This is a genomic window from Priestia megaterium (genome assembly GCF_041941685.1).
In the GTDB taxonomy this organism is placed as follows: domain Bacteria; phylum Bacillota; class Bacilli; order Bacillales; family Bacillaceae_H; genus Priestia; species Priestia megaterium_C.
The window spans coordinates 4,305,172-4,328,626 of sequence record NZ_CP130958.1 but is presented as its reverse complement, the minus strand read 5'-3'; the positions used below and the strand labels follow the sequence as shown (position 1 = coordinate 4,328,626).

The window sequence follows — 23,455 nt, the reverse complement described above, 5'->3', positions numbered from 1 at the left end:
TGTATGAAACTGTTTGGTGCCATCTTTATCTTATTTGCTTCCACTTACACAGGATTTGAGTTTGCAAAGCAGCTTAGTGCAAGACCTAGGCAGCTCAGGCAATTAAAAACGGCTCTGAGGTCGTTAGAAGCAGAGATTATGTACAGCAATCGGCCTCTTCAAGAAGTTGCTCATTTGTTATCTCTACAGCTTCCTAATCCTTTGGCTTCTTTATTTAATGAGTTTTCAATGAAATTAAAAGAAGGTACTGAAAGTGTCAAGGAAGCTTGGGAAAAGACGTTGGACCAATTTTGGAAACAAACCGCACTTAAAACGGGAGAACTAGAAATCTTAAAACAATTTGGTGAAACGCTTGGTCAGCATGATCGTTATTCGCAGCAAAAGCATATCTTACTGACGCTGAATCATCTTGAACGCGAAGAACAAGATGCAGTTGATAAGCAGAATCGCTATGAAAAAATGGTTAAAAGTTTAGGCTTTCTATCTGGGTTGCTACTGGTCATTCTATTGATGTAGCGATGGAGGAGGATTGAATGTGGGAATTGATATGAACACCATTTTTCAGATTGCTGGGATTGGTATCGTCGTAGCTTTTTTAGTCACCGTACTCGAACAGATGGGAAAAAAAGATTACGCGAACTGGGTTACCCTCATCGGTTTTATTTATATTTTATTTATGGTTGCTTCGATTGTAGAGGACTTATTTCAAAAAATCAAATCGGTTTTTTTATTTCAAGGGTAGAGGGGTGAGTTGCCATTGAAATGCTTCAAATTGTGGGCTTAGGATTAGTAGCTACATTTTTGGCTCTTATTTTAAAAGAACATAAATCACCTATTGCTTTTTTACTTGTTGTATTCGTGGGATCCGTGATCTTTCTTTTTTTAATTGATCAAATCTACGAAATTATTAAGATGGTCGAGCGGCTGTCGATTAATGCCCACGTTAACATGATTTATGTGGAAACCATTTTGAAAATTATTGGTATCGCCTATATCGCCGAATTTGGTGCTCAAATTACGAAAGATGCAGGGCAAGGTGCCATTGCTTCTAAAATTGAATTAGGTGGAAAAGTGCTGATTCTCTCCATGGCAATTCCTATTTTAACGGTCATTATTGAAACAATTATTTCAATGCTGCCCAATTAATTTTACTTAATTATGAGGTGACGAAATGAAGCGGTGGACGTTTAAAGTGAATATACTCGCTCTTCTTTTGTTCCTCTTTTTTTTCTTTCCAGAAAATGTACAAGCTTCCGAACCCCCGAAGCAGCAAGAACTTGTCAATGAACAAATTGATAAGCTCGGTATCGATGAAGTCAAACAGTTTTGGGACGATATTATTACCCAATACGGCGGCTTTTTACCCGAGAGTCAGAAGGGAAGTTTAGTCGATTTTTTAAAAGGAGAAAAAGAGTTCTCTCTTAAAGAATGGCTAGGAGGTCTTGTAAAGTTTTTATTTCATGAAGTATTAGCGAATGGAAAGCTCCTCGGTACACTCATTATGCTAACGGTTTTTAGCGTGTTTTTACAAACGCTCCAAAGTGCGTTTAATCAGCAAACCGTAAGTAAAGTAGCGTATGCGCTTGTATATATGGTTTTGATCATCATTGCTCTTAATAGTTTTCAAATTGCTATCTCTTATGCAACGGGAGCGATTGAGACCATGACCAAATTCATTTTAGCTCTGGTGCCGCTGCTGCTTGCCTTAATGGCATCATCAGGAGGAGTTGTATCGGCAGCCTTTTTTCATCCGATGATTTTGTTTTTAATGAACACAAGCGGTTTGCTTATTCAATACGTAGTGATGCCGCTGCTTTTTCTTTCAGCACTGCTTAGCATTGTGAGTACGATTTCAGATGAACATAAGGTTACACAGCTTGCTCAGCTGTTGAGAAATATAAGCATTGGCGTGCTCGGAATATTCCTAACTGTTTTTTTAGGAGTGCTATCCGTTCAAGGGGCCACCTCAGCTGTTGCCGACGGTATTACAATTCGAACGGCAAAGTTTGTCACAGGGAACTTTATACCTGTTGTAGGACGTGTATTCACAGATGCGGCTGATACAGTCATCAGTGCCTCGCTTCTATTAAAGAATTCAGTAGGGATTGCTGGAGTAGCAGTCTTACTGTTAATCGTCGCGTTTCCGGCTATTAAAGTGTTAACGCTTGCTTTTATCTATAAGCTAGCAGCAGCTCTTCTTCAACCTATTGGAGGAGGACCGGTTATTTCCTGCTTGAGCATTATCAGCAAAAGCGTCATCTATATTTTTGCGGCGCTTGCGGTTGTCTCGCTTATGTTTTTCTTATGTTTAACGGTCATCATTACAGCGAGCAACGTCACAATGATGGTGAGGTGAAGAAATTGCAGGCCTTAACGACGTGGATTACTAATATCGTTCTTTTTATCTTATTAGCTACCATTATTAATTTACTATTGCCCAATTCTAGTTTTCAAAAATATACAAAGCTGGTGGTTGGACTTCTTTTAATGCTGATCATTATTACACCTGTTTTTCAAATTTTCAAAGTGGATGTTAATCAAATGCTGAAATCACTTAGCTTATCATCTATTCGATCCGATCAGCAGGTAGAAAATTCAATAGAAAATCAGAAAAAAGAAATACAAGCTTCACAACGTGCATATATTTTAGAACAAATGGCTGTCCAAATGGAGGCAGATGTAAAAGAGGAGTTGATGGATCAGTATGGTGTAGCAATTGATCGAATTCACATTGAAACAAAAAAGCCGAACGACGAACCTACCGCTGATAATATTAAATCCATTTCAGTTGCCGTAAGTAAAAAAGCATCGGATGATTCCGAGGTTGTTTCAGCTGTGAAAGTTATTTCTATTGATACCTCCACACCGATCGAACCAAACAAACCAACAGAATCCAAGAAATTATCCAACTATTTAGCAGCAAAATGGGATGTAAAACAAGGCCAAGTTGTTGTGAATATGGAGGAGGGAGACACGAAATGAGTCAAAAGCCAGAAAAAGGTGACCCATCATTTTTTCAGCGGTTCTTTTCACTTAAACAGTCATCAACTACGAAGAAACCTTCAAAGTTAATGTATATAGGTATTTTACTAGCTGCAGGCGTTATCTTTATGGTATTTAGCAACTCACTCACAACATCTATGAATTCAGGCGGATTACTAAAGAGTGCAAGCAAAGAAACCAGCGCACCACCGGTATCACAGGATGTTCCCGCTTTTAGCTCTAAAAAGACAACAACAATGACAGGTTATGAAGAGCGGTATGAGGAGGAATTGAAAGATATTTTGGATCAAGTTAGAGGCGTAAGTAAGGTAAAAGTAATTGTGAACCTAGATGCAACAGAATCCAAAATATATGAAAAAAACAGCGTCACAAAATCGCAAACGACCAACGAAACGGACCGTGAAGGAGGGACTCGTAAAGTTGAAGATTCCTCAACAGACGAACAGCTGGTCATTGTAAGAAGTGGAGAACAAGAAAAGCCTGTTGTAGTTAAAACCGAAAAGCCAAAAGTAAGAGGCGTGTTAGTTGTCGCTAAAGGAGCTGATAATATCGAGGTAAAGAAATCTATTATTGAAGCCGTGACAAGAGCGCTGGATATACCAAGTCATAGAGTAGCAGTATTAGCGAAAAAAGGATGAGGGGGAAATAAATATGTTATTAAAAAAGCAAACGGTTTGGTTATTAACAATGCTAAGTTTAGTTGTTGTGTTATCGGTGTACTATATGACAACGCCAGAAAATCCTCAGAGTAATGTTGCGCTAGTAGACAATGAAAAACAAAGCGAAAAGCAGGCTGATGACAAGGCTCCTGCAGAAGATACAAAACAACAGGCAGATGAGAAATCAGGAACAAAAGAAGATTCAAAAACTGAAGGCTCAGCAGAAGATGTAAAGAAGGAAACGGCTAAAAATGCAAAAGAATCAGCAGTTGTATCAAGCACAGATAGCGACGAGCTATTTACGGCGCTTCGTTTGGAATTAAATGATGAAAGAAGTCAATTAAAAGAAGAGTATCAAGAAGTAGCGGCATCAAAAAATGTGACGCCTGCGGAAGTAAGCAAGGCGATGGATAAAATTGATGAATTATCAAAGCTTGGGGAAAAAGAAGCCACGCTGGAAACATTAATTAAAGCAAAAGGATACAGTGACGCGCTAGTAAGAGCAGACGGAAAGCAAGTACAAATTACGGTTAAGACAGAAAAACACTCAAAAACAAAAGCAAATCAAATCATTCAGCTAGTCAAAAAAGAAATGGGTCCAAAAGAAGTAGCGGTAGAGTTTCAGCCAACTAAATAAAGGGAATAAAAGAAGTGTGAAACAGCCGTAAATTGGGGTTGTTTACACTTCTTTTTTTATGAAATGACTAAAATCTAAGCGAGACGGTAAAAATTTTAACATGGCTTTCTTTTTTTACTTCGGTTATAATAGGTTTCATAATCTTATAATAGTACTAGGTGACAAATGTTTTCATAAGTGTTGTCATCTGTAAAGCTATGTTTCCATTTATAAAACGATAACGCTAAAAAGTTATTATAGAGTAAGTGGAACTTCTTTTTAATGTTTGCCAAACGAATTGAATGGCTGTAGCCATCTGTCGTATTATTAACATTGTAGAGAATTCTATTTTCATGAGGTAGGAGTGTTCAATATGTTAAAAATTCAAGAGATCCGTGAGATCATTAAACTAGTTGATCAATCATCAATCGAGGAGTTCACCTATGAGCACGAAGGCTCCAAAATCAAGATGAAGAAAAAAGACGCAATTGTTTCCAAACAAGCGCAGCAAGTAGTGGTTTCGGCACCTGAACAAGCGGCAGCACCTGCACCGCAGGCAGCAGCGGCTCCAGCGCCAGCAGCACAGTCTGCTCAACCAAAAGAAGAACAAGCGGCCCCAGCGGTTGATGAAAGCTTACATAAAATTACATCTCCGATGGTAGGGACATTCTATGCGTCATCATCGCCAGAATCAGATGTATACGTGACTCCTGGAGATAAAGTACAAAAAGATTCGGTTGTATGTATCGTAGAAGCAATGAAATTATTTAATGAAATCGAAGCAGAAGTTAAAGGTGAAATCGTTGACGTATTAGTTGAAAGTGGACAACTTGTAGAATACGGTCAACCTCTTTTCTTAGTAAAGCCTGAATAAGGAGCGGTAAATATGATTAAAAAGCTATTAATTGCGAATCGAGGAGAAATTGCGGTTCGAATTATTCGAGCGTGTAAAGAGTTAGGTGTAGAATCAGTAGCTGTTCATTCTCAAGCTGATCGCGATTCTTTGCATGTACAATTAGCAGACGAAGCGTATTGTATTGGACCAACGTCATCTAAAGACAGCTATTTAAACTTTACAAACATTATGAGCGTTGCGATGCTAACGGGCTGTGACGCCATTCACCCTGGATACGGCTTTTTAGCTGAAAACGCTGATTTTGCAGAGCTATGCAGAGAGTGTAACGTTACATTTGTAGGACCAAGTCCTGAAGCCATTAACAAAATGGGAACAAAAGACGTAGCGAGAGAAACGATGCGTGAAGCCGGTGTCCCAATTGTTCCTGGTTCAACTGGAATTGTAGAGTCAGTGGAAGACGGTATGTCAATCGCTAATGATATTGGCTATCCTGTTATTATTAAAGCAACGGCAGGAGGCGGAGGAAAAGGAATCCGCGTTGCGAAAAATGAACAAGAGCTTATTAAAGGTATTACAATTACACAGCAAGAAGCTGCTACAGCTTTCGGTAACCCTGGTGTGTACATTGAAAAGTTCATTGAGGATTTCCGTCACGTTGAGATCCAAGTGTTGGCTGATTCTCATGGGAATACTGTACATTTAGGAGAGCGTGATTGCTCGATTCAACGCCGTCTTCAAAAATTAATTGAAGAAACGCCTTCTCCAGCGTTAGACGAAAAAACGCGTGAATTAATGGGCGACGCTGCTGTTAAAGCTGCTCAAGCCGTTAATTACACAGGAGCCGGAACAGTGGAATTCATTTATGATTACCGTGAAAACAAATTTTACTTCATGGAAATGAATACGCGTATCCAAGTAGAACACCCTGTTACAGAGATGGTGACGGGAGTTGACTTAATTAAAGAACAAATCAAAGTGGCAAATGGTGAAACTTTACCGTTTACGCAAGAAGAAGTGACATTTAACGGATGGGCAATTGAGTGCCGAATCAACGCAGAAAACCCAGAGAAAAACTTTATGCCATCACCAGGTACGATTCAAATGTACTTGCCGCCAGGTGGCTACGGAGTGCGCGTAGACTCTGCTGCATATCCGGGCTATGCAATCCCGCCTTACTATGATTCAATGGTGGCTAAATTGATTGTTCATGCGCCAACTCGTGAGGAAGCTATTGAACGAATGAAGCGCGCGTTAGATGAATTTGTTATCGACGGCGTTGCAACCACTATTCCTTTTCACCAAAAACTATTAAATCATGAAAAATTTGTTAGCGGTGAATTCAACACGAAGTTTCTTGAGCTATATGACGTAATGAATTCTTAGTATAATATAAACTATAGGAGGTGCTGTACATGAATGAAAATCATGTATTAGAAATGGAAGAACACCCAAATTCTCTTGGCAAAGTAGAAATTGCTCCTGAGGTTATTGAAGTCATTGCGGGTATTGCTGCTTCTGAAGTAGAAGGCGTTTCTGCAATGAGAGGAAATTTTGCAGCTGGCGTTGTGGAGAAACTAGGAAAGAAAAACCACGGTAAAGGTGTAAAAGTGGACTTAACAGAAAACGGGATAAAAGTAGACGTATTTTGTATGATGAAGTTTGGGGTGTCTATTCCAAACGTAGCGCAACAAGTACAAGATAACATTCGTCAAGCCCTTAAAAATATGACAGCTATTGATCTCGATGAAGTAAACATTCATATCGTAGGGATTCAGTTTGATACGCAAAAAACTGATATTGAAGAAGTTGAATAAAACAAACGTTTACCTAACGGCTGTTGCTAAAATGGAATAACGTATGATTACTTGTTCCTTTTCAACACAAGCTATGGTAAAGTGAAAAAGACTGTCTCGTCATAAAGACGGTCTTTTTCGTGTTCTATAAACTTCGTATAAGAACAATGAAGTATCGTTTCATAAACTATGCTATTATCTAGGTATACTAGTTGAAGAAGATAAATAAAGGAGCAAAAATAATGAAAAGACATACAGCACGCCAAAAAGCATTACAAGCACTATTTCAGCATGATTTAGGGCAGACCGAGCCAATGGAGGCAATCGGAAATGTTGTACAAAATGAAAAGTCTGATCAATTTTTAGAAAGTCTCGTGCTAGGTGTGGTTGAACATCAGCAAGAAATTGATGAACTTTTACGCAATCATTTAGAAAAATGGACGTTAGATCGTGTAGCTACTGTAGACCGCGTTATCCTACGTATTGCCGTATACGAAATGAAGTATGAAGAAGAAATTCCTACGAGCGTTACGTTAAATGAAGCGATTGAATTAGCGAAAACGTTTGGCGATGATCAATCAAGCAAGTTTATCAATGGCGTATTGTCTAAAGTGTTAACAACTTTATCTAAATAAAGGTTCATCTTGCCAAATCAAGTGACCAAAATGCTTCTCTCCTTTATATAAAGGGGAGAGGGTGACTGCAAAGGAGGCAAAATGATGAGTGAAGTGCGTTATCTAACCGTTACGGCTCTTACACGATACATTAAGCGCAAGTTTGATGTAGACCCTCACATGCAAGATGTATGGATTAAAGGAGAAATTTCTAACTTTAAACGTCATAGTCGGGGACATATGTATTTCACCTTGAAAGATCAAAATGCTCGTATCGCAGCCGTTATGTTTGCTGGGCATAACCGGCAGCTTAATTTTCAGCCTGAAGAAGGAATGAATGTACTCATTCGAGCTGAAATTTCGGTTTATGAACCAAGCGGAAATTATCAAATGTACGTAAAAGAAATGCAGCCTGACGGCGTTGGGAACTTATACTTGGCCTACGAACAGCTGAAAAAAAGCTGGAAAAAGAAGGCTTATTTGATCCTGCTAGGAAACGAAAACTGCCAAAGTATCCAACAACAATAGGTGTTATTACATCTCCAACTGGAGCAGCCGTACGTGATATTATTACGACATTAAAGCGCAGATATAACGCGAACATTATTGTTATGCCCGCTCTTGTTCAAGGAGTGAATGCGGCACCGTCTATCATTAAGGCAATTGAAGAAGCAAACCGTCGTAAAGAAGCAGACGTATTAATTGTTGGCCGCGGTGGTGGGTCAATTGAAGAGCTTTGGGCTTTTAACGAAGAAAGCGTTGCTCGTGCAATTTTCACTTCTACTATTCCTGTTATTTCAGCGGTTGGACATGAAACCGATTTTACAATTGCAGATTTTGTAGCAGATCTTCGCGCTCCTACTCCAACGGGTGCTGCGGAATTGGCTGTGCCTCATATCAGTGAAATTACAGAAAGATTGACTCAGCGAAATATCCGTCTTCTTCGTTCGATGAAAGAAATGCTTCAGTCTAGTAGCCGCAGGCTTGAACGATCCCAGAAATCATATGCTTTTCGTTATCCTCAAAAGTTGGTCGAGCAAAAAGAGCAGCAGTTAGATCAGTTGATGGAGCGTTTTTATCGTGAAGGCAGAAGGTACATTGAACATAAACGGACGAACTATGAGCAGCTAACAGCCGCTTTGTTGCGCAATCACCCCGAGCATCAGTTAACGAAAGCGGCGGAGCGTCAACAGCAGCTGACGAAAATGCTGACCAAAGAGATGCAGCAGCTGCTAAAGCAAAAACAGCTTTTATTTGCAACGGCAACGTCAAAATTACATACGCTTAGTCCATTAAAAACAATGGAAAGAGGCTACAGCTTAGTATACGATAAAGAAAAAGAGTTAATTAAATCAACCAAACAAGTATCCAAAGGCGATGTGGTAAACGTTCGTTTGACCGATGGACAGTTGCAGTGTGAAGTTTCGAAAATAGAGGAGCGATGAAAAATGGCGACAAATAAAGAGTATACGTTTGAAGAGGCGATGGAGCAGTTAGAAACCATCGTAAACAAGCTAGAAGAAGGCGACGTGCCTTTAGAAGAAGCAATTCAACAATTCCAAGAAGGAATGACTCTTTCAAAATTCTGTCACGATCGTCTTCAGCATATTGAAAAGCAAATGGAAACTATTTTACGTGAAGACGGAACGCTTGAGCCATTCTCGGTGCAGGAGGAAGAGTGATGGTGAATGAAATGAATTTAAAAGAGTATATTTCTTTTACAAAAGATCGAGTAGAAACACGCTTGCCTGAAGTGGTAAAAGCATTACATGCTCCGGTTAACTTAAAGGAATCCATGCTTTACTCGCTTACGGCAGGAGGAAAGCGACTTCGCCCAGTGCTGTTGTTTGCAACGCTACATGCGTTTGGAAAAGACGAGAGCATGGGATTAGAAACAGCATGTGCAGTGGAAATGATTCATACATATTCTCTCATTCACGATGATTTACCTAGCATGGATGATGACGACTTAAGAAGAGGTAAACCGACGAATCACAAGGTGTACGGCGAAGCAACGGCTATATTAGCTGGAGATGCTCTTCTAACAAATAGCTTTCAGCTCATTTCTGAAGCGGCACATCCTGAGATTACATCACATATGAAGCTTCAGCTCATTACAGAACTGGTAAAAGCAAGCGGAACAGAAGGTATGATCAGCGGACAGGTTGCGGATATGGAAGGCGAAAAAAAGCAGCTCACGCTAGACGAGCTTGAATATATTCACCTTCACAAAACGGGGAAGCTGCTAGGGTTTTGTGTAAAAGCAGGAGCTATTCTTGCAAAAGCTACGCCTCTACAGCAAGAATTATTAGAAGAATTCAGTAAGCATGTAGGGTTAGCGTTTCAAATTCAAGATGATATCTTGGATGTGGAAGGGTCTGAAGAAAAATTAGGAAAGCCAATTGGCAGTGATACAGAAAATGAAAAAACGACATATCCTTCTTTGTTAGGTATGGAAGCGGCCAAAGAAAAGTTACAGTATCATGTTGAACAAGCACTTCTCTCGTTACGTCAAGCTCAAATTAAGCACGGATTACTAGAAGAAATTTGTTTATATATAGCAAAACGTGATAGTTAATGACGATTTCTGTCAGGTTTTTTGAGTGATACAGTAAAATAAGATTGAGTCCCAATAGGGGCTATGCTATAATAATTTTACTACTGTATAAAAGCGTAGTGCATAGGTTTGAAAGACATATACAATATCTTGGTGGCCGTTATCACATTTGTGTTAGCGGCTATTTTTTCACTGTTTTCCTTTGAATATCACTGGTTTACTGATAGAATATCAAAGGTATTGTAAGTAATAAGGAAATACTAAAAATTGACTATACGTATAAAACAATAGACAATGTATTAAGGTAACTTTATAACAAGTACGAAAGTGAGTGATCCACCTTGGATCTTACAACGATAAAAAATCCTGAGTTTTTAAAGAAAATGTCAGTAACACAATTACAAGAACTAAGTGAAGAGATTCGTCGTTTTTTAATTACAAAGCTTTCTGCAACTGGTGGTCATATAGGGCCGAATTTGGGGGTTGTTGAGTTAACGCTTGCACTCCATAAAGTGTTCGACAGCCCAAAAGATAAATTTTTATGGGACGTCGGGCATCAGTCGTATGTCCATAAAATTTTAACAGGACGAGCGGGAGAGTTTGATACAATCCGTCAATATAAAGGGTTATGCGGTTTTCCAAAGCGTGACGAAAGTGAGCATGACGTATGGGAAACGGGACATAGTTCTACATCTCTTTCAGCCGCAATGGGAATGGCTGCTGCAAGAGATTTGCAAAAAACAAAAGCTCATATTGTTCCTATCATTGGTGACGGAGCTTTAACAGGTGGTATGGCTCTTGAAGCGCTTAACCACATCGGGCACGAGCAAACGGATATGACCGTTATTTTAAATGACAATGAAATGTCTATCGCTCCTAACGTGGGGGCTGTACACAGTATTCTAGGACGTTTGCGCACGGCAGGCAAATACAACTGGGTAAAAGATGAGCTTGAAGTCTTGCTGAAAAAAGTGCCTGCAGTAGGCGGTAAGCTTGCGGCAACGGCAGAACGTGTAAAAGATGGCCTAAAGTATATGGTCGTGTCAGGCATGTTCTTTGAAGACCTTGGCTTTACGTATTTAGGCCCGGTTGACGGCCATAGCTATGATGATTTATTGGAAACGTTACAATATGCAAAGAAAACAAAAGGTCCGGTACTGATTCACGTTATTACGAAAAAAGGGAAAGGGTACTTGCCGGCGGAAAGCGATAAAAGCGGAGCATGGCATGGTACAGGCCCTTACAAAATTGAGTCCGGTGACTTTATTAAAGACAAAAATGTTCCGATTGCTTGGAGTAAACTAGTAAGTGATACGGTATTGAAGATGGCTAGGGAAGATGATCGCATTGTAGCCGTAACGCCAGCAATGCCTGTGGGTTCAAAACTCGAAGCATTTCAAAAAGAGTTTCCGCATCGCATGTTTGATGTTGGGATTGCAGAGCAGCATGCAACAACAATGGCAGCGGGTCTTGCAACTCAAAATATGAAGCCCTTTTTAGCTATTTATTCTACGTTTTTACAGCGTGCATACGATCAAGTGGTTCATGATATTTGCCGTCAGAAGCTAAATGTATTTATTGGGATTGATCGCGCTGGGCTAGTAGGTGCTGATGGTGAAACGCATCAAGGTGTGTTTGATATTGCATTCTTACGTCATTTGCCTAACCTTGTTATTATGATGCCAAAAGACGAGAATGAAGGCCAGCACATGGTTCACACTGCTTTGACTTATGAAGAAGGTCCGATTGCTATGCGCTATGCTAGAGGAAACGGATTAGGTGTTGAACTAGATTCAGAACTGAAAAACATTCCGATCGGTACATGGGACGTATTAAAAGAAGGTTCAGATACAACCATTTTAACGTTTGGTACAACGATTTCAATGGCGATGGATGCAGCAGCAGAACTTGAGAAGCAAGGAATCAGCGTCAAAGTGGTAAATGCTCGTTTTATTAAACCGCTGGATGAAAAAATGCTTCATGAGATTTTCCAAACTAGTAAGCCTGTGATTACGGTAGAAGAAGCGGTACTTCAAGGCGGTTTTGGAAGCGCGGTGTTAGAGTTTGCATCAGAGCACGGCTATTATGATACGCGCGTTGAACGTATGGGGATTCCAGATCGCTTTATCGAGCACGGCAGCGTAACAAAACTTTTAGAAGAAATTGGCTTAACCAAAGAAGAGATTATAAATCGAGTTAAAAAACTCGTAACACCAACACAAAAGAGGCTTGAAGTTAAGTGACAAAAAAAGAACGAGTAGATGTATTATTAGTAGAACGAGGTTTGATTGAAACAAGAGAAAAAGCAAAGCGTACAGTGATGGCAGGACTTGTTTATGCGAATGAAGTCCGTTTGGATAAGCCGGGAGAGAAAATTGAACGCGATACGCCGCTGACAATTAAAGGTGCAGTGATGCCTTACGTCAGCAGAGGCGGCTTTAAGCTTGAAAAAGCGATTAAAGAATTTAATGTCCATGTAGCGGATAAAATCATGATTGATATTGGTTCTTCTACTGGAGGCTTTACTGATTGTGCGCTTCAAAATGGAGCGAAGATGTCCTATGCGCTAGACGTAGGCTATAATCAGCTAGCTTGGAAGCTTCGTCAAGATGAACGAGTAGAAGTAATGGAACGAACAAATTTCCGTTATGTGACGCCAGCTGATTTATCAAGAGGCTTGCCTGAATTCGCTTCTATTGATGTATCATTTATTTCCTTAAGACTCATTCTTCCTGTGTTAAAAACACTTCTTGTTCCACACAGCGATGTTGTTGCGCTCGTTAAGCCACAGTTTGAGGCTGGAAGAGAGCAAGTTGGGAAAAAAGGAATCGTGCGTGATTCAAAAGTGCATGAAGAAGTTCTTCAAGGCATGGTGGATTTCTCGCTTCGTCAAGGATACGATGTATATAACATGTCGTATTCACCGATAACGGGAGGAGATGGAAATATCGAATTTCTTCTCCACCTGCGCTGGAAAGGCGAGCGTGAACTTGGTGAAAATCAAGCTCCGCTTACTGTGCGCGAAGTAGTCGAAGAAGCACATAAGACGTTAAAAGAGAAAAAGTAATAATGGCCAATGTTAAGCAAAGACTTAGCATTGGCGATTTGATTATGACTCTTTATACAAAAGGTGCATAATCAAGTTGAACACATTATGATACTTAATTAGTGAAAGACTTATAAACAACAAAACAAAAAGAAGATTACATATTAATGTGAGGTGCCAACATGAATAAAGGGCAAAGACATATTAAAATTCGTGATATTATCACGAATAATGATATTGAAACACAGGATGAATTGGTAGATATTTTAAAAAACCAAGGTTTTAATGTAACACAGGCAACAATCTCTCGTGATATTAAAGAACTGCACTTAGTCAAAGTGCCTTTGATGGACGGTCGATACAAATACAGCTTGCCTGCAGATCAGCGTTTTAATCCCTTACAAAAGTTAAAGCGCTCTCTTATGGACGCATTTGTAAAAATTGATTCAGCCGGGCATATGTTGGTGATGAAAACATTACCGGGAAATGCAAATGCGATTGGCGCATTAATTGATCATTTGGACTGGGATGAAATATTAGGAACAATTTGTGGAGACGATACATGTTTGATTATTTGCCGTACTCCTGAAGATACGCAAATTATATCAGACCGATTCTTAGAAATGTTATAAAGGTGAGTGAAGCAGGTTGTTAGCTGAATTATCCATTAAAAACTTTGCGATTATTGATGAACTTTCTGTTTCATTTGAAAAAGGCTTAACGGTATTAACAGGCGAAACAGGAGCGGGGAAATCGATTATTATTGATGCCATTTCATTGTTAGTAGGTGGAAGAGGCTCTTCGGAGTTTGTACGCCACGGAACAGACAGAGCCGAAATTGAAGGACTTTTCTTATTTGATGAAGAACAGCATCCGAGTCACGAAAAAGCCAAACAAGTCGGTTTGGAAGTGGAAGATGGAATGATTGTGCTTCGCCGAGATATCACTACAAATGGGAAAAGTATTTGCCGCATCAACGGTAAGCTCGTAACGTTAGCTATCCTACGTGAAGTCGGACAGACGTTAATTGATATACATGGACAGCACGAGCACCAAGATTTAATGAATCAAGATCGTCATTTAACTCTTCTTGATCAATACGGAGGAGAAAAAGTAGAAGAGGCTTTGACGGAGTATCGAGAGGTATTTTCTAGGTATACATCGCTAAAAAAGCAGCTCGATCAATTAACTGAAAATGAACAGCAGATGGCACATCGCCTCGATCTTATTCAATTTCAATTAGATGAAATCAAAGCGGCAAATTTGCAGCTGAACGAAGACGAGGAACTAAATGAAGAGCGTTTGAAGATTTCTAACTTTGAAAAGATCTATACGTCACTAAACGATGCGTACAATGCGCTGCACGGTGAACATCAAGGTTTAGATTGGGTCGGTGTAGCAATGAATCATACGGAGGATATTTCGTCACTGGAAAAAAACTATGCCGAAATTTCTGAGATCATTTCATCGAGCTTCTATCAGCTAGAAGACGCATCTTATAAAATTCGTCAGCAGCTTGATTTATTAGAATTTGATCCCAAACGCTTAGACTTTATTGAAGCGCGTTTAAATGAAATTAATCACTTAAAGCGTAAATACGGTCAAAGTGTAGATGAAATTCTAGAATATGCAGCGCAAATTGAAGATGAAATTGATCGTATTGAAAATCGAGATACGCATGTGAGCAAGATCAAAGAAGAGTTAAACAGTGTAGCACAGGATTTATTAGTAGAAGCTAATAACGTTTCAGCTATTCGAAAAAAACTTGCTCAAGAGTTAACGGACAGCATCCATCATGAGCTTCAAGAACTGTATATGGCTAAGACTGTATTTCAAATTAAATTCTCTGTTGTAAATGCAGGTAAAAATGACGTTGAATTAAATGGAGAAAGAATAAAATTCACCAAAGACGGCATTGACAACGTAGAATTTTATATTTCTACCAATCCTGGTGAACCTTTAAAGCCTCTTGCAAAAGTAGCATCAGGAGGAGAACTGTCAAGAATTATGCTGGCGTTAAAAAGCATCTTCTCTAAGCATCAAGGCGTGACGTCCATTATCTTTGATGAAGTTGATACAGGCGTAAGTGGAAGAGTAGCTCAATCGATCGGTGAAAAAATACATGCTATTTCTGTTGATTCACAAGTTCTCTGTATATCTCATCTGCCTCAGGTAGCAGCGATGGCAGATACTCATCTCTTTATTGCTAAAGAGATAAAAGGTGATCGTACAACGACGTCTGTTCTTCCATTAACCCTTGATGAAAAAGTAAAAGAAATTAGTCGAATGATTGCAGGAGCTGAAATTACAAGCTTAACGAGGGAACATGCCAAAGAGCTTTTAGATTTAGCGGATAAGATGAAGCACACCATTTAAAAAAACACCTTTTAACACGTAACAGTATGTGTTAAAGGTGTTTTTTTATACAAAATGGAGGAACTGAAAATGTTTCCTTGCACTTCTTTTCATTTTTCTCTGAACTTCTGTTATAAATGCGCTCTAAGAAGGCTAAATTAAATGTGTAGCCATTTAGGCGAGGAAGCGAGGAGAGTGAAAACATGCAAAATCGATACAGACATATAATTGGTGCGATTCTCCTTGTTTCGTTCATTTTTGTAGGATTTATTCCAGTTGTGCAACAATATATACACATTCCAAAACAAATCGTCTTATTTGAACAGCAAAAAGAAAAAATTAATGCGACATTACCGCTTAGCGTAGAAGCTTCATCACCTGTTTACGATGTAACAAGTAACAAGGCGAAGCTGACCATAGCAGGCAAACAGGTAGGCAAAGAAGAGTTGATGCTTCATTTGGCCGGTATTCCTGTAAAGCGTGTAGACGTGCAGGTATTATCTGATTTTAAAGTCATTCCAGGTGGACAATCAATCGGTGTGAAATTAAATTCAAAAGGTGTTCTTGTTGTAGGCTATCATCAGGTAGATACAGCAAAAGGTAAAAGATCGCCTGGCGAAATTGCGGGTATTCAAGTTGGAGATATGATTACGAAGATTAATGGTAAAACCATTGAAAAAATGAGTGATATTACACCGTTTATTCAGCAGGCAGGAAAAACGGGTGAACCATTAAATCTGCATATTTTAAGAGAAAAAAAGCAGTTTGACACTAAGCTGTATCCGTTAAAAGATAAGCAAGATTATGCTTACAGAATCGGTTTATACATCCGTGATTCGGCTGCAGGAATTGGCACAATGACTTTTTATGATCCAAAATCTAAAAAATACGGCGCTTTAGGCCATGTTATTTCGGATATGGATACAAAAAAGCCAATCGTAGTAGAAGATGGACAAATTGTCCGTTCGACCGTTACATCAATTGAAAAAGGTTCTAACGGCGTTCCCGGCGAAAAGCTAGCAAGGTTTTCTGAAGATAGACAAATCATTGGAAATATTACACGAAATAGTCCTTTTGGTATTTTTGGAAAATTGTCTTCAACGATGGAAAACGGAATAATGGATAAAGCAATGCCAATTGCCCTATCTCATCAAGTAAAAGAAGGACCGGCTAAAATTCTAACGGTAGTAGATGATGATCAAGTGGAAGAATTTGATATTGAAATTATGAGTACTATACCTCAAAAGTTTCCGGCTACTAAAGGAATGGTTATTAAAATTACAGATCCTAAATTGCTAAAGAAAACAGGTGGAATTGTTCAAGGAATGAGCGGTAGCCCGATTATTCAAAACGGTAAAGTCGTTGGAGCGGTTACCCATGTTTTTGTAAATGATCCTACCTCGGGTTACGGTGTCCATATTGAATGGATGCTTAACGAAGCAGGAATCGATATTTATAAAAATAATCGAAAAAAAGCGAGCTAATGTTGTCATTAGTTCGCTTTTTTTGATAAAAATTATTGTCGTAAATGTAAGAGAAAAACGTCGAAAAACAAAGAAAATAAGAGAAAATCGAATAAATTCTATTTAAAAGACTTTTTTCTAAAAAAATAAAGGAAATAATGTTGCATTGTCGAATTTGTCCTTTAGAATAAAGAATAGAGACACGTAGGAAACGACGTATAACATAAAGGACTGAGGAGGAAGCTGCATTGAAAAAAATTAAAGTATGCTTGGTTGATGATAATCGGGAACTAATTGGTTTGCTTGAAGATTATATTTCAGAGCAAGAAGACATGGAAGTAATCGGAGTAGCTTACAATGGACAAGAGTGTTTATCCATTTTAAAAGATAAAGATCCGGATGTTCTTGTATTAGACATTATTATGCCGCATCTAGATGGATTAGCAGTTTTAGGTCAGTTAAAAGAAATGAAAAAAGAAAATTATCCAAATGTCATTATGCTAACAGCATTTGGGCAAGAAGACGTAACGAAAAAAGCGGTTGATTTAGGAGCTGCTTATTTTATTCTAAAGCCGTTTGATATGGAAAACTTAGTGAATCATATTCGTCAAGTTAGCGGACAAACATCTTCATTTATGCAACGTTCATCTTCTTCCATGCGTTCACATCGCGACAGCAAACCAGCAAATTTAGATGCAAGCATTACGAGCATCATTCACGAAATTGGTGTACCTGCTCATATCAAAGGCTATTTGTATTTGAGAGAAGCCATTTCAATGGTATATAAGGATATTGAGCTGCTTGGGTCGATTACAAAAGTACTGTATCCTGATATTGCAAAAAAATATAATACAACGGCAAGCCGCGTTGAGCGCGCTATTCGTCATGCCATTGAAGTAGCATGGAGCCGAGGAAACATTGATTCCATTTCTTCATTATTCGGATATACTGTCAGCATGTCAAAAGCGAAGCCGACAAATAGTGAATTTATCGCCATGGTTGCGGATAAATTACGTCTTGAACACCGTGCTTCCTGAGAGAGTTAGGACGCTTGAGGTGACTGCTTTCAGCGTATTCTCCGAAGGATTGTAGGTGATTGCAAATTGACCGATAAACTTCTATTTAGACCTATAAATATCATAGTTGCTTTACAAATAATACCGTCTTTTATTGGTTTACTAAAAATCAATGAAAGGCGGTTTTTTGTTGTGAACAATTATGAATTACAAGTTGAAAATTTCATGTTGTACTGTTCAAGCAGAAATTTATCTCAGAAGACGTTAAAAAGCTATGAACAATCATTACGATTATTTGGTTTATATCTCTCTGATGTATTTCAAATAACTGATGTAGAGAAGGTGAAGTCTGTTCATATTCGTAAGTACATTCAATACCTACGAGAAAGAGGTAAGTATACAGTCTCTCGTAATGTAATGGCAAATGATATAAATTTTCCTCAGAACAGAACGGATTTTTCAAAACCTATAAGTGATAGTACGATTGCTAATTATTTACGAAACATAAAAGTGTTCTTTAATTACTTATACGATATAGAAAAGGAAATCAAACAAAATCCTGTTAGTTCAATTGAGAATATTAAACCTCTAAGAAAGCAAAAAACTTTATTAGAAGAAGATGAACTTATAAAGGTACTCCGTCAATGTGATACAACTACTTTCTATGGATATAGAAATTGGGTCATCATAAGACTACTTCTTGATACAGGAATGCGTATATCGGAATGTTTGTCTTTAGTACCGGAAGTATTGGACTTTAAAAACAAATCTATATTGATTCAAAATCCTAAAAATAAAAAGCAAAGATATGTGTATTTCTCCCATAGAATGTCCAGCGACTTAAAGCGTTGGTTACTTTATCGCGACCGTTACTCAAATAGTGATTATCTATTTCCTACGATAAGAGGAACGCAGTTAGAAGTCCGTAATTTTGAGAAAACATTAAGAGAAATAGGTAAACGAGTTAATGTTTCTATACACCCTCATCAATTACGAAATAATTTTGCGAAGTATTACTTGCTTCATGGGGGCGATTGGGCAACTTTGTCACGTATTTTAGGACATTCAAGTGTGGAGGTGACTCAAAAGGCATATTTAGATTTCGCTGATAAAGAAGTAGGACAAAAATATCAAAGGCATTCCCCTTTAAATAATTTAAAGTTATAAAAAGAAAAAGCCACGCGTTCGCACCGCGTGACTCAAAACCAATATACAGCTAAATACAGGATATCCCATACATTTAGCACCTTCATTATAGGATTTTAAAAAATATAATGCAAGGGGTTTAGTTCCTTATTGTCTTTTTTTAGGAACTATTGTAGGGATTCCCAACGTGGAATGACCTAACACACGTAATTTAAACTTGAACAGGTGAGATTCAGCCAATGTCGAAAAGTGGAATCGTAGTTGCATTATGAGTGATTTCCTTGTTTACCTCGCAACTAGACTAGGTGAGAACAACCATAAATGGTTCGGTTTGGTAGCTAGGTGCATTGAGGTGCAGGTAGCAACGAATAGACTTAAAAGCATGTAGGACTAGCTTTGCATGTAGAAAGTTCGTTGTTGGAGAAATCTAAACGTTCAGACAAGGTTATACAGTGGAACTCCTCAGCAACTCGGTTCAATTCAGTAAATAGAACGGCTACTTTGATTACACTTATTTTTTTAGTGTATCAAAGGTAGTCATTCTATTGACCAATGTTTCCTAGACAATCTGGATTAATTCAGTGAAAGTGAAAACATAAAGTCAAGTCTAAATAATGATTGCATGCTAAAATAAAGTAAAGCACTTTTTGAAAGATAATAACTAAATTTTATTATTAGAGAACAGTGAGGGTAGGAAGGATAGACAGTAAAAAAGGAATAAAACATTATGGGAACAGGTAAAGATAGTATCCTTACATATTAAAGTGGAACTTCCTGTATAATTGTTAGATAAGACTAAAAGAACATATAGTGGAGGAAGTCAAAGTGATATATGACCTTACGACATTTGAAGGGAATTTAAAATCAGTTAGTAGCTATTTATCTTTAAGTGAAGAGACAGTAGTAGGTTATATTACCAACAAAGGGTACGAGGAAGTAGAGGTAGATAGTTTCTTAAGCGATTTTAAAATTGAAGATAGTCAATTATTGAATGAAGACTTATGGTTAACTTCGCTTCATGTAACAAATAATAATGACAAATGTAAGTCAATAGAGAAGTACGGATTAGTTAACTTACAGGAAACGTTAACATTAGATACTCCTTTAAGTGAATATTTAAAGAGATATGATATATCCGTAAATATTGAGAAGAAAAGAATATATAATCAAGGGGAAATCATTGATATTAGCAAAAAATATGACGGCATAGAACGTCATGAAGGAAGAAGAAGAGAAGGGTTAGATAGAACTGTTAGAAAGTTATTTCATGATTTTCAGGTCAACGGATTCTTCTATAGTGAGAATGTTCTAAACTATGGCGGTGGAGTTCATCATCGACCAGAGTTCTTAGGGGATTTAGCTATGCTTTTAGGGAACAGAGATATTGAATATGATTGGTATAGAGATATTGAATATGATTGGTATAGAGATGTTGAAAGAATCCCCTATATACTTAAATTTAATGCACCAATTTCGCAATTTGCTAATGATACTTTTGATGTAAGCGATGAACAATATAATTATTTAGAGAAAACAGATATTGAGGTAATGAAGCGAAAAAAAGTAATTCAAAAGTCGTTGTATTATCTGAAAAATAAATTAGACAAAGGATACATAAGTGATTTTTATTCTTATCTTAAATTTCATGCTTCAGTACCACCTTCAAATATAATTTGTATATATACTCAAGATGAATATAACAAAGAGTGTGAGGTTCACAAGTAATACATAGGGAGAAGGGTAGAAATGGAAAAGTATGAGAAGGAAATAAGAGATATTCTAACGTCAGTAAGTGAACTGTCTTCTATGATGAAAAAGGATAATGTTAGATTAGATAACATCGCTGAATTGGTTGAAAGCAACGCTAAGAAAGCTGAAAGTATTCTTGCTACGATGGAGGAAACCAGTAAGAGTTTAACCCAATTAGAAGCGACAATGGATAAAATAGACAAAGACGATTTGAAGAAGCTTAACCAAAAAGTCGAAATAATAGAGATTTTGAACCGTATTAATGACCGTCTAGAAAGCCGTACACCAGTTTCAGAACATTTTGAATCTTTTTATAAAGAAGAAGATGAATAAAACGAATATAGGGCATTCTTGTGCGTCTTAGTGGATGTCTGAACAAAGAGGTGAAACAAGATTAAATTATTCTTAGTTATAATAGGTTGTGCGTTGTTTGGTTTGGTGATTGACTTTATTAAAGATTTGTATTCATGGTCTATGGGTATGTTAGCTGTTGTAATATTTTTAGCGATTTTTAGGGTAGTTGAGTTATATATCAGGAAAAAGAATAATGATTCGAGTATGTGAAAGCTAAGAAGGCGGGCTTTAATATAACAATTAAATAAGTTAAGTCGTCACTTTGACGCTTTAACAAATAGGTAGTGGTTTACAATACGTATCTTAAAGAAGGGTAGCGATTCCCAGTACCTTTATTGGTAGCTGAATACACTACGTACATACGCGAAAATAGGTAGCGTAAGGGCGGCCCCTAAAAGTACAATTATTACTGAAAAGAAAAATATTAATAAAAGTATTAAGTAATATATTCAGTTATAAAAATTTAAATATTAATCTAAAACAATTATGACTACGTAAAATTAATAATCATCTAAAAATATTCGTATGTCCTTTATTCGCCTTTTAAGACCAATGGAAATACCTCTTTGATGAAATAAATTTGGTCTAATGGCTGATAAAAAGTCCGTACAAAGGAAATACAGGCTTCTCAATGGTATGTATGAATGTCTGGAATACTGAATGTTTACTAGTTGGGGATAATGAAGTTTAATTGTTAGAATGAAGGACACAGCCGTAAGAATGCAGGACATTGAAGTACTTAAACCGAATTATTAATACATAAAGGAGAGGTTTGAAATGGCTGACGAATATGTAAAAGAAGAATTTATCACATGTGCTTTACTGGACGTAGGAGAAGAACCCAAAGTAGTGCGGGCAGTAAATGAGTTAGACGCCTTCCAATCGGCAGTTGATGGAGATATAGAAGTGATTACATTGACACCCGAACGAAATATCTTAATGGTTGTTAACGCAGAAGGTAAAATGAAGAAATTAGAAGATAACTTGTCACTGGGGAACGATGTTGTGGTAGGGAACGCGGTTATCGTGGGTTGCGACCCCGAAGAAGTAGAGTTTCGAAGCCTAACAAATGAAGAATTACAAGTGGCGTTAGACTTTTTACACACATCAAAAATTCGATAATACAGGAACAAGGGCGGGTTATTTTTACCCGTCCCTTTTTGTATTTGTGCGAAATTGTTCCATTATCACAAGATTTATGTCACATAATTTGTGTTAAGTTAATATATTTGTCCCAAGATTTGTGATAAATAAAAATGCCTTGTGTCTTTAGTACGATAAAGGGTGTTGATATACCAAGGGTTCTTTAGTCCGTTAAAGTCACAAGGTTATAAAGTGGATACTGAATGGAATAAAATGTCTACAAGCAATTTTGTCTATTTTCGCCTTTTGTAACAAAAACTTAATAATTGATATAATCGTTGGGGGAGTAAGGGCGAAGGCACTAGTAGAAAATGTGATTGAAAAAAGTTTCATTTGAAGGTTGTATAAAGTGCGTTTTGTCGGTACTAAGTAATAGAACCACTAAAGATAACGGTAATAACGCTAATAAAACGTTAAATAAGTTCTTTAAGAAATAGGCGTTAGCCTCGACGATAGTCGATAAGTCTTTAATGAATAAGTCTGTTCTTGTTAGAAACAATGAATCAAAAAGACATTAAGCCTAACGGCTGTTCTTCACTTCGTTCAGAACTCAATATTACAAAGATTAGATATTGTAATAGATTTTTCTATACAATAAGAAGTGATAACGTTAGTAAGTTTTGAGGGATTTTGTAATTCCTCTTTTTATAGATTTCCTAATATATCTCTCTCCTGCGTCGTTCTCTTGTCCATAGGAACGGCGTTTTTACATCTGTTTTAGAGAGAATGACAATTGAATAATGATAATTGCATACCGCGAAGCTTGAATGTATTTGTATTGAAAACCCTCGATTCCTTAACTGGATTCGGGGGATTTTTTTCATGTCTTCATAGTGACGTATTGTAGAATCAATAAATTTATCAGAAAAATGAAAAAAATCTTGTTTCTTGTTGTAAAAAGGGCAATTTGAAGGCTATAAGCATAGGAAGATATTTAGTAAGGAAGAGACACGGCAACTCTTCCTTCGGATAACAATGTTTCTGCAATGTGCGATTAAATCTATTTCCATTCCTTTACTATCACGGAAGGACAAAAAACAGGTTAGAGAATAGGTGATTTTCTCCTAACTGTTTTCGTCTATTCT

23 protein-coding genes and 1 pseudogene are annotated in these 23,455 nt (G+C 37.7%); all 24 read left to right on the top strand.

Translation table 11 applies throughout. The features are described from left to right. Positions 1 to 3 precede the first annotated feature (3 nt). The 24 genes and pseudogenes from spoIIIAB (at position 4) to Q5794_RS22815 (ending at position 22,349) form a co-directional block, all read left to right on the top strand. On the top strand, positions 4 to 516 hold the full coding sequence (gene spoIIIAB, locus Q5794_RS22930; protein ID WP_013059152.1) for a stage III sporulation protein SpoIIIAB: 513 nt from the start codon (positions 4 to 6) through the stop codon (positions 514 to 516). A gap of 19 nt (positions 517 to 535) precedes the next feature. After that, positions 536 to 742, top strand: a complete 207-nt coding sequence (gene spoIIIAC, locus Q5794_RS22925) for a stage III sporulation protein AC (RefSeq protein WP_013059151.1) — start codon at positions 536 to 538, stop codon at positions 740 to 742. 20 nt (positions 743 to 762) lie between these two features. Beyond that, a complete protein-coding gene (gene spoIIIAD, locus Q5794_RS22920; protein WP_013059150.1) occupies positions 763 to 1,146 on the top strand; it encodes a stage III sporulation protein AD in 384 nt (127 codons plus the stop codon). Between the two features lie 25 nt (positions 1,147 to 1,171). Next, complete coding sequence (spoIIIAE, locus tag Q5794_RS22915; RefSeq protein ID WP_013059149.1) at positions 1,172 to 2,356, top strand: stage III sporulation protein AE; 1,185 nt, start codon at positions 1,172 to 1,174, stop codon at positions 2,354 to 2,356. Positions 2,357 to 2,361: 5 nt separating this feature from the next. Beyond that, on the top strand, positions 2,362 to 2,982 hold the full coding sequence (spoIIIAF, locus tag Q5794_RS22910; protein ID WP_192996523.1) for a stage III sporulation protein AF: 621 nt from the start codon (positions 2,362 to 2,364) through the stop codon (positions 2,980 to 2,982). After that, positions 2,979 to 3,641 carry a stage III sporulation protein AG gene (gene spoIIIAG / locus Q5794_RS22905; RefSeq protein ID WP_013084996.1) on the top strand — a complete coding sequence of 221 codons (663 nt, stop codon included), beginning with the start codon at positions 2,979 to 2,981 and terminating at the stop codon, positions 3,639 to 3,641. Before spoIIIAF ends, spoIIIAG begins: the two co-directional genes overlap by 4 nt. A 13-nt stretch (positions 3,642 to 3,654) precedes the next feature. Then, positions 3,655 to 4,299 carry a SpoIIIAH-like family protein gene (locus Q5794_RS22900; RefSeq protein ID WP_013059146.1) on the top strand — a complete coding sequence of 215 codons (645 nt, stop codon included), beginning with the start codon at positions 3,655 to 3,657 and terminating at the stop codon, positions 4,297 to 4,299. 352 nt (positions 4,300 to 4,651) lie between these two features. Beyond that, entirely contained in the window at positions 4,652 to 5,152 is a 501-nt protein-coding gene (accB, locus tag Q5794_RS22895) for an acetyl-CoA carboxylase biotin carboxyl carrier protein (protein ID WP_214984304.1), read from the top strand. A gap of 12 nt (positions 5,153 to 5,164) precedes the next feature. Continuing rightward, positions 5,165 to 6,517 (top strand): acetyl-CoA carboxylase biotin carboxylase subunit, encoded by a 1,353-nt coding sequence (gene accC, locus Q5794_RS22890; RefSeq protein ID WP_013084993.1) that lies wholly within the window; start codon positions 5,165 to 5,167, stop codon positions 6,515 to 6,517. Positions 6,518 to 6,546: 29 nt separating this feature from the next. Beyond that, positions 6,547 to 6,948, top strand: a complete 402-nt coding sequence (locus tag Q5794_RS22885; protein ID WP_013059143.1) for an Asp23/Gls24 family envelope stress response protein — start codon at positions 6,547 to 6,549, stop codon at positions 6,946 to 6,948. A gap of 221 nt (positions 6,949 to 7,169) precedes the next feature. After that, positions 7,170 to 7,562, top strand: a complete 393-nt coding sequence (gene nusB, locus Q5794_RS22880; RefSeq protein ID WP_013059142.1) for a transcription antitermination factor NusB — start codon at positions 7,170 to 7,172, stop codon at positions 7,560 to 7,562. Between the two features lie 84 nt (positions 7,563 to 7,646). Further along, positions 7,647 to 8,986: pseudogene (xseA, locus tag Q5794_RS22875) on the top strand (exodeoxyribonuclease VII large subunit). A 3-nt stretch (positions 8,987 to 8,989) separates the two neighbouring features. Next, entirely contained in the window at positions 8,990 to 9,223 is a 234-nt protein-coding gene (locus Q5794_RS22870) for an exodeoxyribonuclease VII small subunit (protein ID WP_013059140.1), read from the top strand. Continuing rightward, positions 9,223 to 10,119, top strand: a complete 897-nt coding sequence (locus Q5794_RS22865) for a polyprenyl synthetase family protein (RefSeq protein WP_013059139.1) — start codon at positions 9,223 to 9,225, stop codon at positions 10,117 to 10,119. The genes Q5794_RS22870 and Q5794_RS22865 overlap by 1 nt, the downstream gene beginning before the upstream one ends. Before the next feature lie 320 nt (positions 10,120 to 10,439). Beyond that, on the top strand, positions 10,440 to 12,341 hold the full coding sequence (gene dxs / locus Q5794_RS22860; RefSeq protein ID WP_192996032.1) for a 1-deoxy-D-xylulose-5-phosphate synthase: 1,902 nt from the start codon (positions 10,440 to 10,442) through the stop codon (positions 12,339 to 12,341). Next, positions 12,338 to 13,165: a TlyA family RNA methyltransferase gene (locus tag Q5794_RS22855; RefSeq protein ID WP_057233494.1), complete on the top strand. Its 828-nt coding sequence runs from the start codon at positions 12,338 to 12,340 to the stop codon at positions 13,163 to 13,165. The genes dxs and Q5794_RS22855 overlap by 4 nt, the downstream gene beginning before the upstream one ends. Positions 13,166 to 13,326: 161 nt before the next feature. Further along, positions 13,327 to 13,776: a transcriptional regulator AhrC/ArgR gene (gene ahrC / locus Q5794_RS22850; RefSeq protein ID WP_013059136.1), complete on the top strand. Its 450-nt coding sequence runs from the start codon at positions 13,327 to 13,329 to the stop codon at positions 13,774 to 13,776. A gap of 16 nt (positions 13,777 to 13,792) precedes the next feature. Then, a complete protein-coding gene (gene recN, locus Q5794_RS22845; RefSeq protein WP_214984307.1) occupies positions 13,793 to 15,520 on the top strand; it encodes a DNA repair protein RecN in 1,728 nt (575 codons plus the stop codon). 182 nt (positions 15,521 to 15,702) lie between these two features. Continuing rightward, positions 15,703 to 16,983: a SpoIVB peptidase gene (spoIVB, locus tag Q5794_RS22840; protein WP_214984308.1), complete on the top strand. Its 1,281-nt coding sequence runs from the start codon at positions 15,703 to 15,705 to the stop codon at positions 16,981 to 16,983. A 227-nt stretch (positions 16,984 to 17,210) separates the two neighbouring features. After that, the gene (spo0A, locus tag Q5794_RS22835) at positions 17,211 to 17,999 is read left to right on the top strand and encodes a sporulation transcription factor Spo0A (protein WP_098779129.1); all 789 of its coding nucleotides are present in this window, start codon (positions 17,211 to 17,213) and stop codon (positions 17,997 to 17,999) included. Between the two features lie 171 nt (positions 18,000 to 18,170). Next, positions 18,171 to 19,145 carry a tyrosine-type recombinase/integrase gene (locus Q5794_RS22830; RefSeq protein WP_374989246.1) on the top strand — a complete coding sequence of 325 codons (975 nt, stop codon included), beginning with the start codon at positions 18,171 to 18,173 and terminating at the stop codon, positions 19,143 to 19,145. 804 nt (positions 19,146 to 19,949) lie between these two features. Continuing rightward, on the top strand, positions 19,950 to 20,849 hold the full coding sequence (locus tag Q5794_RS22825; protein WP_374988454.1) for a hypothetical protein: 900 nt from the start codon (positions 19,950 to 19,952) through the stop codon (positions 20,847 to 20,849). 21 nt (positions 20,850 to 20,870) lie between these two features. Next, positions 20,871 to 21,206 (top strand): hypothetical protein, encoded by a 336-nt coding sequence (locus tag Q5794_RS22820; RefSeq protein ID WP_214984311.1) that lies wholly within the window; start codon positions 20,871 to 20,873, stop codon positions 21,204 to 21,206. A 798-nt stretch (positions 21,207 to 22,004) separates the two neighbouring features. Then, positions 22,005 to 22,349 carry a DUF3846 domain-containing protein gene (locus tag Q5794_RS22815; RefSeq protein ID WP_214984312.1) on the top strand — a complete coding sequence of 115 codons (345 nt, stop codon included), beginning with the start codon at positions 22,005 to 22,007 and terminating at the stop codon, positions 22,347 to 22,349. The last annotated feature ends 1,106 nt before the right edge of the window (positions 22,350 to 23,455 follow it).